Source organism: Demequina pelophila (genome assembly GCF_000971175.1).
Classification (GTDB): domain Bacteria; phylum Actinomycetota; class Actinomycetes; order Actinomycetales; family Demequinaceae; genus Demequina; species Demequina pelophila.
The window spans coordinates 86434-98156 of record NZ_BBLY01000001.1 but is presented as its reverse complement, the minus strand read 5'-3'; the positions used below and the strand labels follow the sequence as shown (position 1 = coordinate 98156).

At 72.7% G+C, this 11723-nt stretch carries 14 protein-coding genes; 1 reads left to right on the top strand and 13 read right to left on the bottom strand.

The window, feature by feature from the left end:
• Positions 1-16: 16 nt before the first annotated feature.
• From rplS to rimM, 3 genes are all read right to left on the bottom strand, one after another.
• The gene (gene rplS, locus AOM03_RS00460; protein ID WP_062377202.1) at positions 17-364 is read right to left on the bottom strand and encodes a 50S ribosomal protein L19; all 348 of its coding nucleotides are present in this window, start codon (positions 362-364) and stop codon (positions 17-19) included.
• A 166-nt stretch (positions 365-530) separates the two neighbouring features.
• Positions 531-1238 (bottom strand): tRNA (guanosine(37)-N1)-methyltransferase TrmD, encoded by a 708-nt coding sequence (trmD, locus tag AOM03_RS00455; RefSeq protein WP_062377200.1) that lies wholly within the window; start codon positions 1236-1238, stop codon positions 531-533.
• 2 nt (positions 1239-1240) lie between these two features.
• On the bottom strand, positions 1241-1777 hold the full coding sequence (rimM, locus tag AOM03_RS00450) for a ribosome maturation factor RimM (protein ID WP_062377198.1): 537 nt from the start codon (positions 1775-1777) through the stop codon (positions 1241-1243).
• 93 nt (positions 1778-1870) lie between these two features.
• On the opposite strand from rimM, the gene AOM03_RS00445 reads away from it, so the two are divergent.
• Positions 1871-2281 (top strand): hypothetical protein, encoded by a 411-nt coding sequence (locus AOM03_RS00445; RefSeq protein WP_062377195.1) that lies wholly within the window; start codon positions 1871-1873, stop codon positions 2279-2281.
• 87 nt (positions 2282-2368) lie between these two features.
• Here the strand turns inward: AOM03_RS00445 and AOM03_RS00440 are convergent, their stop codons facing one another.
• The 10 genes from AOM03_RS00440 to ffh all read right to left on the bottom strand — a co-directional run bounded on the left by AOM03_RS00440 (position 2369) and on the right by ffh (position 11716).
• Positions 2369-2599, bottom strand: a complete 231-nt coding sequence (locus AOM03_RS00440) for a KH domain-containing protein (RefSeq protein ID WP_062377193.1) — start codon at positions 2597-2599, stop codon at positions 2369-2371.
• 3 nt (positions 2600-2602) lie between these two features.
• Positions 2603-3061 carry a 30S ribosomal protein S16 gene (gene rpsP / locus AOM03_RS00435; RefSeq protein WP_062377191.1) on the bottom strand — a complete coding sequence of 153 codons (459 nt, stop codon included), beginning with the start codon at positions 3059-3061 and terminating at the stop codon, positions 2603-2605.
• Between the two features lie 163 nt (positions 3062-3224).
• Positions 3225-4013: an FAD:protein FMN transferase gene (locus AOM03_RS00430; protein ID WP_062377190.1), complete on the bottom strand. Its 789-nt coding sequence runs from the start codon at positions 4011-4013 to the stop codon at positions 3225-3227.
• Positions 4014-4059: 46 nt separating this feature from the next.
• Entirely contained in the window at positions 4060-4866 is an 807-nt protein-coding gene (locus AOM03_RS00425; protein ID WP_062377188.1) for an FMN-binding protein, read from the bottom strand.
• Positions 4866-5351: an FMN-binding protein gene (locus tag AOM03_RS00420; protein WP_062377186.1), complete on the bottom strand. Its 486-nt coding sequence runs from the start codon at positions 5349-5351 to the stop codon at positions 4866-4868. Before AOM03_RS00420 ends, AOM03_RS00425 begins: the two co-directional genes overlap by 1 nt.
• Positions 5352-5362: 11 nt before the next feature.
• Positions 5363-6709, bottom strand: coding sequence for a ferredoxin reductase family protein (locus AOM03_RS00415; RefSeq protein WP_062377184.1), 1347 nt, complete (start codon positions 6707-6709; stop codon positions 5363-5365).
• 205 nt (positions 6710-6914) lie between these two features.
• On the bottom strand, positions 6915-8306 hold the full coding sequence (locus AOM03_RS00410; protein ID WP_062377182.1) for a ferredoxin reductase family protein: 1392 nt from the start codon (positions 8304-8306) through the stop codon (positions 6915-6917).
• On the bottom strand, positions 8303-8926 hold the full coding sequence (locus AOM03_RS00405) for an FMN-binding protein (RefSeq protein ID WP_162197248.1): 624 nt from the start codon (positions 8924-8926) through the stop codon (positions 8303-8305). The genes AOM03_RS00410 and AOM03_RS00405 overlap by 4 nt, the downstream gene beginning before the upstream one ends.
• A gap of 125 nt (positions 8927-9051) precedes the next feature.
• A complete protein-coding gene (locus tag AOM03_RS00400; protein WP_062379036.1) occupies positions 9052-10119 on the bottom strand; it encodes an amidohydrolase family protein in 1068 nt (355 codons plus the stop codon).
• Between the two features lie 7 nt (positions 10120-10126).
• Positions 10127-11716 carry a signal recognition particle protein gene (gene ffh, locus AOM03_RS00395; RefSeq protein ID WP_062377177.1) on the bottom strand — a complete coding sequence of 530 codons (1590 nt, stop codon included), beginning with the start codon at positions 11714-11716 and terminating at the stop codon, positions 10127-10129.
• Positions 11717-11723: the final 7 nt, after the last annotated feature.

Here is an 11723-nt window from a genome sequence, read left to right as displayed (position 1 = left end):
CTGCTGGTCGCGATGATCAGTTCTCGCGCTTCTCGCGGATGCGCGCCGCCTTGCCGCGCAGGTTGCGCAGGTAGTACAGCTTCGCGCGACGCACGTCACCGCGAGTGACGACCTCGATCTGCTCGATGGTGGGCGCGTGCAGCGGGAACACACGCTCCACGCCCACGCCGAACGAGATCTTGCGGACCGTGAAGGTCTCGCTCACGCCGTGGCCCTGACGCGCGATGACGACGCCCTGGAACACCTGGATACGCGAGCGGTTGCCCTCGATGACCTTGACGTGGACCTTGACGGTGTCACCGGCACGGAACGCCGGCACGTTGTCGCGGACCTGGTCCGCGACGATGTTGTCAAGCTTCTGCATGACTGTCTCTCCTCGCACATGCCACAGGTCACGCACGGCTCTGCCTTGCGGCATCGGTGTGACAGTGTCGCTGCGGCTCGTGCCGGACCCCCTGTGGCAGGTCCAGGCGCCGCGCGCACCGAGGATCTATTCTGCCATACCCGACCGCCCGGAGGCGAGGTCCGCGTCAATCCTCCGGGAGCAGGTCGGGACGACGATCCCGGGTCCGGGACAGCTGCTGGTCGCGGCGCCACTCGGCGATGCGCGCGTGGTGGCCGCTGAGCAGCACGTCCGGCACGTCGTGGCCGCGCCATGTGGCCGGCCGCGTGTAGGAGGGGTACTCGAGCAGGCCGTCGGAGTGCGACTCCTCGACGATCGAGTGGGCGTTGCCCATGAAGCCGGGGATGAGCCGCGTGACGGCCTCGGTCATCGCGAGCGCCGCGACCTCTCCCCCGTTGAGCACGTAGTCGCCCAGCGACAGCTCGCGCACGTCGTGGCCCTGCTGCGCGTAGTGCTCGGCCACGCGCGCGTCGATGCCCTCGTAGCGCCCGCACGCGAACACGAGCTGCGGCACGGTCGCGAGGTCCGCGGCCTCGGCCTGGGTGAACAGCCGTCCCGCGGGCGAGGGGACGATGAGCGTGCCGCCGGGACGCAGCACGTCGTCGAGGGCCCGTCCCCACACGTCGGGCTTCATCACCATGCCGGCGCCGCCGCCGAACGGGGCGTCGTCCACGGTGCGGTGCACGTCCGGGGTGCCGTCGGACTTGAAGGCGGCCCACTCGCGCAGGTCGTGGACGCGGGTCTCGACCAGCTCGGACTGGCGGGCCTTGCCCAGCAGGGACACGTCGAGCACCCCGAAGAACTCGGGAAAGATGGTGATGACGTCGATGCGCATGCTCAGTCCCCCGCGGTCTCGCCGGTGGACTCGGGCTCCTCGCCCGCGAGCAGCCCGTACGGCGGGGTGAGCACCACGCGCCCGCCCTCGAGGTCCACCTCGGGCACGAACTCCTCGACGAACGGGATCATCGCGCGCGAACCGCCGGGCTGCTTGACCACGAGCAGGTCCTGCGCGGGCATCGACATGAGGTCCACCACGGTGCCCAGCACGGTGCCGTCGGGGCGCACGGCCTCGAGGCCCACGAGCTCCTGGACGAACCAGGCGTCCTCCTCGTCGGACTCGTCCGCGTCGAGCACCAGCTCGATGCCGCGCGCGTTCTCCGCCGCGGTGCGGTCGCCGATCTCCTCGAACTGCACGTACCAGCGCCCGGACTGCACGCGCACGCGCGCGATGGTCAGCGGGCCGGCCTCGGCGGGCTCGGTCTCGTAGGCCTCTCCGGGAATCAGGCGGTCCTCGGGGATGTCGGTGCGCAGCTCGACGCTCACCTCGCCGCGCAGTCCATGGGCGCGGCCGATGCGCGCGACGGTCACTCTCATGACGCCCAGCCTACGGCGACACGCCTGGGACGACGGGCTCGGGCCGGACTGTGGCGCCGCCACTAGCGTGGGAGGTACCAGGAAAGGAACCTCATGTCTCAGGCCGTCCGACGCCCCTTCGGCGTCACCCTCGTCGTCATCCTCACGTGGCTCGCCGCGCTGTCCGACCTCATCGGCGGCGGCCTGTTCCTGTGGGGCACGTTCCAGCCCGAGCCCGTGTTCGAGGCGGATATCACGCAGGTGCGCATCATCGCGATCACCATGCTCGTCATCGGGCTCATCACCGTCGCGGTCGCCCAGGGCCTCGCCGCGGGCTCGCAGCGCGCGCGCTTCGCCGTCTACCTGCTCATGGGCATCCGGGCGGGCGCCGCGATCTACGCGCTGCGCGAGCTGGTCGACATCGAGGCGGCGCAGGCGTGGGGGCAGTTCGGCGGCGCGGTGCTCATCATCCTGCTGCTGTCGACGCCCAAGGCGGCCCGCTTCTTCCGGGAGTCGCACGCCTGACCCGGCCCCTGCATCGTCCCCGGTCCATCCCGGGAAAGGCGAAGGCCCCCTCCAGGCGGAGGGGGCCTTCGTGCGTCCGGGTGTCGGCTACGCGACGTCCACGATGTTGACGCGGACGTCGTCGCGGGCGACCGCGTCGACGACCGTGCGGATCGCGCTCGCGGTGCGGCCGCGACGGCCGATCACGCGAGGCAGGTCGTCGGGGTGGACCACCACGTTGAGCGTGGTGCCACGGCGGCCGGTGCGCTCGGTGACGCGAACATCGTCCGGGTTGCGGACGATGCTGCGCACCAGGAACTCGAGCGCCTCCAGGACCATCGCTTACGCGTCCTCGGCGGGGGCCTCGGCGGCGTCCTCGGCGGGAGCCTCCGCGGCGGCGGCCTCAGCAGCAGCCTCGGCGGCGGCCTTCTCCTTGGCGGCGGCGGCCTCGGCCTTGAGCTTCTCGGCGGCGTCGGCCTGCGCCTTGATGGCGGCCTCGGCGTCGGCCTTGCCCTCGGCGACCTTGACGGTGCTCTCGCCCTTGCCACCCTTGAAGGTGTCCCAGTCGCCGGTCAGCTTGAGCAGCGCGGTGACCTGCTCCGAGGGCTGCGCGCCCACCGAGAGCCAGTACTGCGCACGCGCCGAGTCGATCTCGATGACCGAGGGCTCCTCGGTCGGGTGGTACTTGCCGATCTCCTCGATCGCGCGACCGTCACGCTTGGTGCGCGAGTCCATCACGACGACGCGGTAGAACGGGGCGCGCTTCTTGCCGAAGCGCTTGAGGCGAATCTTCACAGCCATGGCTGTCTCCATTTCTGAATTCGGTGTGAGCCGGCGCGGCGTCGCCCGGGGAATCAGGCGGGCCGGCTGGCCAGACGAATCGGCGCGCGCGGGTAGAGGGCCGCTTGCGCCAGCGACCAAGTATGCCAGAACGGGCCGGGTGCGGGCGACCCGGCGCAGTGGCCTAGGCGACCGAGGGCCATCCCGGCGAACTCTGCGCATCGTACGTGCCGTCGTGGCGCAGTCCCGTGACGAGCAGCACCTCGAGTCCCGCGGCCAGGGCCCGGGGGACGATGCGCGGGCCGCCTCCGGCGATGGCCGTCGCCCAGGCGTCGCACACGGTGAGGTCCGTGCCGGCGACCGAGACCTGCGGGTAGTGGCGCGCCACCTCCCCGGTCTCGGGGTCCCAGATGTGGTCGACCACCTGCGCGCCGCCGGAGGTCGCGAGCGCGGTGAACGCGCCGCCGAGCTCGACGACGTCGAGGACGGGGGTGCCGGCCGGGTCGCCCTTGACGTGGGGGTCGGCGATGCCGATGCGCCGGGTGGTCCCGGGCGAGCAGAGGATGTCGCCCGAGGCCCCGACCATCCAGCCGGAGGCGCCTGCGCGGTCGAGCGCCCGCGCGGCGCGGGCCACGGCCCAGCCCTTGACGAGGCCGGTCGGGTCGATCACGCCGTCCCGGCGGCGCGCGTCGAAGCCCCCGTCGGTCGCCTCGCGGAACCACTCGCAGGCCTCGAGCACCTCGCGCAGCTCGGGCGGGCACTCCTCGAGGGCGAGCTCGCCGGCCAGGTGGCGGCTGAGGGACGAGTCGTCCTTCCACAGCGAGAACACGTCGTCCGCCCACCGGAGGACTCCGTGGAAGGAGGCGATCGCGGGCTCGGCGTCGGCGGGGTCCGCGCCGTCGAGCTCGACCGTGAAGGGCATGGCCATCGCGTGGACGGTGGTCCTGTGGGGCGCGGCGTTGTGGGCTGTCATGCGTCGCATCCTTCCAGCCGCGCCTGGGAGGTCGCTGGGCGGATCCTCACAGTCCGGCGTCAGCCATCGCTCCCCGCACGGACTCGAGGAAGGCGGGCGAGGTGAAGCTCGCGCCGGACACCTCGTCCACGTTCGCGGACTGCGCGGCCAGCACGCGGTCCGCCAGTGCGGGGATGGCCTGGGCGTTGATCTCGACGGACTCGCCGGCGCTCGTGCCCGCGACGATCGCGTCGACGGCGACGATGCGGCCGTCCGCGACCGTGATCCGCGCCTGGTAGTTGCCGCGTGGGTTGGTGACGACGGGGCCGTCGTGCGTGGTGGTGGTGGGGTCGGTGGTCGCGGGGTCGGTGGTGGCGGGCGCGGGGTCGGTGGTGGCGCTGGCCGGCGCTTCGGCGGCGGGCTCAGTGACGCTCGGCCCGGGAGTCACGAGGACGCAGTCGTCGTCGTCGGCTTCCCGGTCCTCAGCGTCCCGATCATCGTCATGGTCGTCGGATTCGCGGTCCTCACTGTCCCGATCATCGTCATGGTCGTCGGATTCGCGGTCCTCACTGTCCCGGTCGTCGTCCGAGTCACCATCGTCGTCCGAGTCGCCATCGTCGTCGGGCGTGCACGAGACGGACGGCGACGGCGCCGGTTCGGTGGACTCGCGGTCCTCAGTGTCCCCGTTGACGTCACCATCGGCGGATTCGCGGTCCTCAGTGTCCCGGACCGGAGAGGAGGGGTCCTCAGTGTCCCGATCACCTGCGGGGGCGACGAGGTCGAGCGTCGGCAGCTCCTTGGGCGAGGCGACCCAGCCCGCGCCGACGATGGCCGCGCAGCCGCCGGCGACCAGGAGGGCCCGGGACGCGCGCATCAGGCCGCGGCGTCGTCGAGGGCGCCCTGGACCGACTCGAGGAACGCGGGCGAGGTGAACGAGGAGCCGGACACGTGGTCGACGTCGGCGCTCTGCGCGGCGAGCACGCGGTCGACCAGCTCGGGCACGGCGAACGCGTTCACCTCGAGCGACTCGGGCGCGTCCGTCCCGGCCTCGATCGCGCCCACGGAGGTGATCACCCCGCCCTCGATGGTCACCTGCGCCTGGTAGCCGCCGCGGGCATTGACCACGCGCGGGCCGTCATAGACGCCGTCCGCGTAGGAGCCCGCCGAACCCGCAGCCTCACTGGCACCCGCCTCCGCGGTCGCGTCCGCCACGGCGGCATCGTCGGCAGAGTCCACCACCGCGCTCGGCGCCTCGTCGAATCCCGCCTGCGTGGATTCCGCGTCACCCCCGCACGCGCTCAGCAGCACCCCCGCGGCGCCCGCGAACGCCAGCGCCCCTCCGGCTCGTGTCACAGCCATGCCCTCTCCTCTCACCATCCGAACCTCTCCCGATGCACGGCCCCGGACGGGACCCCGGCGGCGCGCGCGTCGGCGACCACCGCATCGGCCCACGGCACCGGGCCGCAGACGAACACGTCGCGTGCCACGACGTCCGGCACCAGATCCGCGAGGCTCTCCCCCGCCGCCGTACCCCAACCGGCGCCGCGGGGCCCCGTGACCACATGCAGGCGCGCCCCGCGCTCGGCCGCGACCGCCTCGACCTCGTCGAGCAGCGGCGCCTCGTCGCGCGAGCGGACGCGCACAATGACGTCACAGGGCCCGTCGGCCTCCTCGAGCAGCGCCCGGATGGGCGTGATGCCGATTCCCGCCGCGACCAGCACCGAGCCAGCCGCGGTCCGCGCGACATTCGAGAACACCCCCAGCGGCCCCTCCGCGATCACGCGGGTGCCGGGCCGGAGGTCGCGCAGGGACGCCGAGTGGTCGCCCGAGGGCTTCACGGTGAGCCGCAGCGAGTCGCGGCGCGGGGCGCGCGACAACGAATAGGGGTGCGCCTGCGCCCACCGCCGCCGGTCGAGGAAGCGCCACAGCATGAACTGGCCCGGCCTGGCGCCGAGGCGGTCCAGGTCGGCGCCCTCGACGACGATGCTCGTCGACCCGTCATCGTGGGCGGTCACCTGGGCGACGCGCAGGCCGTGGCGCGCGGAGCGCACGAGGGGGCGGACGATGCGGTAGGCCACGAAGGAGCCGATCGCGCCCGCGTAGAGCAGGAACCAGAACCACCACGCGAGCCCGCCGTCGCGGAAGGTCGAGCCCTCGAGAAACTGGTGCGGGACCACCGCCGCGATCGCGACGTACATGAGCAGGTGGATCGCGTGCCAGCGCTCGTACCGCCATCGCGAGCGCACCGCGGCCAGCGACGTGGCGACCACCACCGTGACGAGCCCGAAGCCCGCCTGCGCGGCCACCATGAACCAGCCCAGGTCCCAGAAGGCGGCGGTCTGCGCGAAGATCGAGCGCTCGTCATAGCTCGCGGAGGCGGCGGTGATGATGCCCACGTGGGCGAGCATCGCGATGAACGCGACCTTGCCCAGTCGGGTGTGGGTGGCGGCGGCGCGGTCGTGGCCCAGGGCCCGCTCGACCCACGGCGCGCGCGAAACCAGCGTGACCTGGGTGAGCACCAGCACGGCGGCGACAATGCCCGCCGCCCGGCCCGCCGCGTAGACCCAGTCGAGCGGTGAGTTCGCGAGCAGCCCGCCGGACGCGACGAACAGCGCGATGCCGACGGCGGCGACCAGATAGACGGCGGCCTCGAGACCGTCGCGCCACCAGCCGCGGCGCGCGGCACGGCGCGCGTACGGCGCGGCGGTGACGGCCATGGTGCCTCCGGGGACTCGGCATGTGGCAGGGGCAACGCGGTCGGCGGCCCGACTGTTCCGCGGCCCCGCTCCCCCGCGCCCAGCATGCCCGAGGGTCCCACCCGCACGGAACCCTCGGGGCGAGGTGGGGGCCCAGGTCCAGGCCCGGGCCCGGGCCCAGGTCCTGGCCCAGGCCCCGGCCCCGGGCCCAGGCCCGGGGCTCAGCTCACCACACGAACTCCTCGCGGTGGAGGCGATCCTCGCTCACGCCGCAGGCGCGCGCCTCGGCGAGCAGCGCATCGGCCCATGCCTCGGGGCCGCACGCGTAGACGTCGGCGCCGGCGATCTCCGGGACGAGCACGGGTAGCGGGGCCTCCGCACCCGCGGCGCCCCAGCTCGCGCCGCGATGGCCGATGAGCTCGTACAGGCGGGCGCCGCGCGCGGTCGCGATGGCCCGGATCTCGTCGAGGTGAGGGGCCTCGGCGATGGACGAGGCGCGCACGATGACGGTGCACTCCCCCGGCCGGTACGCGGCCCCCTCGAGCAGGGCGAGCACGGGCGTGATGCCCACGCCGGCCCCGGCGAGGACCAGGTGGTCGCCGGCGCGCGAGTCCTCGGTCATGGTGCCCAGCGGGCCCTCGACCATGACGCGGGTGCCCACGCGGAGATTCGCGAGGCCCGCGGACCCGTCGCCCAGGGGCTTGACGGTGATGCGCAGCCAGCCGTCGAGCGGCGCGCGGGACAGCGAGTACGGGTGGGCCTGCGCCCAGCGCTCGCGGTCCAGGAAGCGGAAGAGCAGGAACTGTCCGGGACGGGGGCCCAGCCGGGTGAGGTCGCGGCCCGACATCGTCACAACGATCGAGCCGTCGGCGAGGCGGTCGAGCGCGGCGACGCGAAGGTCGTGGCGGCGCAGGAGCACCAGGGGGCGGATCACGCGGAAGACGAGCAGCCCGCCCACCGCGACGGTCCACAGCACGAGCCAGTACCACCAGCCCCAGCCCATCTCCCGGAAGGTGGAGCCGTCCGTGAACTGGTGGGGCACGGAGAAGCCGATCGCGACGTAAGCGAACAGGTGGACCACGTGCCAGTCCTCGTAGGACCAGCGCGACCGCATCAGCGCGAGCGAGGTCACCACGACCGCGGTGAGCAGGATGAATCCCGCCCACGCGAGGAACATGGGGCCGCCGTAGTCGACCACCAGCGACCAGGCCTGGTCGAGGACGCCGCTGCGCGTGGACAGCGCGTAGCCGGTGACGATGAAGACCAGGTGGGCGAGGATGAAGAGGAAGCCCATGCGCCCCAACTGGCCGTGCAGGCGCGCCGCCTTGTCGTGACCCACGTACCGCTCGACCCACGGGATGCGGCCGATGAGGATCAGCTGGCACAGGATCGTGGTCGAGGCGACGATGCCTGCGAGGCGCCCCAGCGTCGTGAGGAAGCCGGGCACGGTGGTGACGTCCACGGTGCCGGACGCGAGCATGAAGGCGATGGTGCCGGTGCCGGCGAGCCAGCCGAGCGCGAAGGCGGTCTCGCGGCGGCGCTCGAGAGCGGCCGCGCGGCGGCGACGGTCCTCGACGCGGGTGTCGAGCACGACGCCGGTCCCCTCGATGACGCTCATACCAGCCCCGCCTCCTCCATCGCGCTGTAGACGGCGTCCTCGACGCCCTCGGAGGTGAAGGAGGCGCCGGAGATGGACCCCACGTCCGTCGACTGCGCCTCGAGGATGAGGCTCTCGAGCTGCGGGATCGCGTAGTCGTTGATCTGCTGCGAGTGGTGGTCCGCCTCGCCGTCCTGCAGCCAGTCGATGGCGACGATGACGCCGTCCTCGACGGTGATCTCCGCCTGGAAGGCGCCGTAGCGCGTGGAGACGGCCGAGCCGTCGAACGTGCCGGACACGCCCGTGGACGATGCATCGGCCGAGGTGTCCGTGGATGCGTCGGCCTCGGTGGTGGCGTCCGCTGTGGTCGAGTTGTCCAGCGCCGCCTCGTCGTCCGACGTGGTCGATTCATCGGCCGATGCGGCGGACTCCTCGTCGGCGAGCGCGACGCTCGAGTCGTCGGCGGAGGTCGCCTGGTCGTCGGCGGCGGAGCCGGTGGTCGCGTCGGTCGTGGCGGACGCGGCCGCGTCGACCGTGGAGGTCTCCTCGCCGCTGGTGAGCATGCCGGATCCGGCGATCCAGCCTGCGGACATCATCACGGCGGAGAGCCCGCCCACTACTACGGTCGTCGATCGCTTCATGCCTCCCACACTCGTCCGCGCGGCTGGGAACCGCCGGGGCCGAGCCTGGGAGTCTCCTGGCAAACCGGACGCGCCGGACGAACCGGGCGCCATGCGCACCGGCCGGGGCGGGCCGGGCGCAGAATTCAGACGAGCGCGCCGCGCAGCACCACGTGCGTGGGCCGCTCGAGCGCCCGGATGTCCTCGCGCGGGTCGTCGGCGTAGACCACGAGGTCCGCCGAGGCGCCCTCCTCGAGCCCGGGAACGCCCAGGTAGGAGCGCGCCCGCCAGGTCGCGATCGCGATCACCTCGGCGGCGGGAAGGCCCGCCTCGACCAGCAGCGCGGCCTCGGTCGGGAGGTTGCCGTGGCCGATCGTCCCGCCCGCGTCCGTGCCCACGAGCAGCGGGACCCCCGCATCGTGCATGGCCCGGACGTGCTCGAAGCGGCGCGCGTGCATGCGCCGCATGCGCGCCGCGTACTCGGGGAACTTCCCGTCGCCCTGCGCCGCGAACCCGGGGAAGTTCTCGAGCTGCAGCAGGGTGGGCACCACGGGGATGCCGCGGCGCGCGCACTCGGCGAGGTGCTCGGGCAGCAGGCCCGTGCCGTGCTCGATGCAGTCGATGCCGGCGTCGAGCAGGCCGTCCGCCGCCTCCGTGGCGAAGGTGTGCGCGGTGACGCGCGCGCCGGCCTCGTGGGCGGCGGCGACGCCCTCGGCGAGCACGTCGGTGGGCCACAGCGGGGTGAGGTCGCCGGCGTCGCGGTCGATCCAGTCGGCGATGATCTTGACCCAGCCGTCGCCCTTGCGGGCCTCCTCGGCCATGGCCGTGGGCAGGTCGGCGACCTCGATCTCGCGGGCGTAGTGGCGCAGGTAGCGCTTGGGGCGCGCGATGAAGCGTCCGGCGCGGATGAGCCGCGGCGCCTCGATCACGTCGTGGAGGAAGGCCGTCGAGGTGGGCGAGCCGGCGTCGCGGATGAGCAGCGTGCCGGCGTCGCGGTCGACCATCGCCTGCTTGAGCGCGAGCTCGGGCTCGACCTCTCCCCCGGAGTCGAGGCCCACGTGGCAGTGGACGTCCACCAGGCCGGGGATGACGACGCCCTCGAGCGTGCGCTCGACGGGACCGTCGGGGCGCTCGAACGTGAGGCGGCCGTCGACCACCCACGCCTCCGCGCGCACCTCGTCGTCCCCCACGACCACCGGGCCGGCGAGGTGCATCACCACGTCAGCGTCCCAGGTACTTGCTCAGGTCGGTGTCGAGCTGGTTGGGGTCGAAGTCCTTGGGAGGCTCGATCCCGAAGGCCGAGCCGGGGGACGATGCGGCGGCCGGGCGGTTGCGCTGCGCAGCCTCCTGCTGGGCCCGCTTGGCGGGGTTGCCGGACTTGCCCTTGACCTTGCGCTGGGGCGCCTGCTTGCCCTTGGACTTCTTGCCGCCGGGCATGCCGCCGAACGCGCCGGGGCCGCCGCCCTGTCCGGGCATCTGCGGCATGCCGCCGCCGCGGGCCATCGCGCGCATCATCTGCTGCGCCTGCTCGAAGCGCTTGACGAGCGAGTTGATCTGGGCGACGGAGGTGCCCGAGCCCTTGGCGATGCGGGAACGGCGCGAGCCGTTGAGCATCTTGGGGTTGTCGCGCTCGGCGGGCGTCATCGACTGGATGATCGCCTCGGTGCGCACCAGCTCGCGCTCGTCGAAGTTCTCGATCTGCTCGCGCATCTGCCCCATGCCCGGGAGCATGGTGAGCATCTTCTTCATCGAGCCCATGTTCTTGAGCTGCTGCATCTGCGCGAGGAAGTCGGTGAGGGTGAAGTCCTCGCCCTTGCTGACCTTCTCCGCCATGCGCTCGGCCTCGGCCTGGTCGAAGGCCTTCTCGGCCTGCTCGATCAGGGTGAGGATGTCGCCCATGTCGAGGATGCGCGACGCCATGCGGTCGGGGTGGAACACCTCGAAGTCGTCGAGCTTCTCGCCCGTCGACGCGAACATGATGGGACGGCCGGTCACGTGCGAGACGGACAGCGCGGCACCGCCGCGCGCGTCGCCGTCGAGCTTGGTGAGCACCACGCCCGTGAAGTCGACGCCCTCCTGGAACGCGGTCGCGGTCGCGACGGCGTCCTGACCGATCATCGCGTCGATGACGAACAGGACCTCGTCCGGGTTCACCGCCGCACGGATGTCGCCCGCCTGGCGCATGAGCTCCTGGTCGATGCCCAGGCGGCCGGCGGTGTCGACGATCACGACGGAGTGCTGGCGCTGCTCGGCCTCGCGCAGGCCCTGGCGGGCCACCTCGACGGGGTTGCCGCGGGGCACCTCGTCCTCGCGGGTGACGCCCGGCTCCGGTGCGAAGACGGTGACGCCGGCGCGCTCGCCGACCACCTGTAGCTGGGTGACGGCGTTGGGACGCTGAAGGTCCGCCGCGACGAGCAGCGGGGTGTGGCCCTGGCCCTTGAGGTGGTGCGCGAGCTTGCCCGCGAGGGTGGTCTTACCGGCACCCTGGAGACCCGCGAGCATGATGACGGTCGGGCCGGTCTTGGAGAAGCGCATCTGACGCGCCTCGCCGCCCAGGATCGCGACGAGCTCCTCGTTGACGATCTTGACGACCTGCTGGCCGGGGTTCAGCGCGCCGGAGACCTCCGCGCCGAGCGCGCGCTCGCGGATCGCGCCGGTGAAGGCGCGCACGACGGGGACCGCGACATCCGCATCGAGCAGCGCGCGACGGATCTCCCGGATGGTGCCGTCGATGTCCGACTCGGACAGGCGGCCCTTGCCCCGCAGATTGCGGAACGTCTCGGTAAGGCGATCGGAGAGGTTGGCGAACACGGGTTTC

What these genes read in the sequence shown, in the direction of transcription:
- rplS (WP_062377202.1), bottom strand. Translation starts at nt 364, where the DNA reads ATGCAGAAGCTTGACAACATCGTCGCGGACCAGGTCCGCGACAACGTG.
- trmD (WP_062377200.1), bottom strand. Translation starts at nt 1,238, where the DNA reads ATGCGCATCGACGTCATCACCATCTTTCCCGAGTTCTTCGGGGTGCTC.
- rimM (WP_062377198.1), bottom strand. Translation starts at nt 1,777, where the DNA reads ATGAGAGTGACCGTCGCGCGCATCGGCCGCGCCCATGGACTGCGCGGC.
- AOM03_RS00445 (WP_062377195.1), top strand. Translation starts at nt 1,871, where the DNA reads ATGTCTCAGGCCGTCCGACGCCCCTTCGGCGTCACCCTCGTCGTCATC.
- AOM03_RS00440 (WP_062377193.1), bottom strand. Translation starts at nt 2,599, where the DNA reads ATGGTCCTGGAGGCGCTCGAGTTCCTGGTGCGCAGCATCGTCCGCAAC.
- rpsP (WP_062377191.1), bottom strand. Translation starts at nt 3,061, where the DNA reads ATGGCTGTGAAGATTCGCCTCAAGCGCTTCGGCAAGAAGCGCGCCCCG.
- AOM03_RS00430 (WP_062377190.1), bottom strand. Translation starts at nt 4,013, where the DNA reads ATGACAGCCCACAACGCCGCGCCCCACAGGACCACCGTCCACGCGATG.
- AOM03_RS00425 (WP_062377188.1), bottom strand. Translation starts at nt 4,866, where the DNA reads ATGCGCGCGTCCCGGGCCCTCCTGGTCGCCGGCGGCTGCGCGGCCATC.
- AOM03_RS00420 (WP_062377186.1), bottom strand. Translation starts at nt 5,351, where the DNA reads ATGGCTGTGACACGAGCCGGAGGGGCGCTGGCGTTCGCGGGCGCCGCG.
- AOM03_RS00415 (WP_062377184.1), bottom strand. Translation starts at nt 6,709, where the DNA reads ATGGCCGTCACCGCCGCGCCGTACGCGCGCCGTGCCGCGCGCCGCGGC.
- AOM03_RS00410 (WP_062377182.1), bottom strand. Translation starts at nt 8,306, where the DNA reads ATGAGCGTCATCGAGGGGACCGGCGTCGTGCTCGACACCCGCGTCGAG.
- AOM03_RS00405 (WP_162197248.1), bottom strand. Translation starts at nt 8,926, where the DNA reads ATGAAGCGATCGACGACCGTAGTAGTGGGCGGGCTCTCCGCCGTGATG.
- AOM03_RS00400 (WP_062379036.1), bottom strand. Translation starts at nt 10,119, where the DNA reads ATGCACCTCGCCGGCCCGGTGGTCGTGGGGGACGACGAGGTGCGCGCG.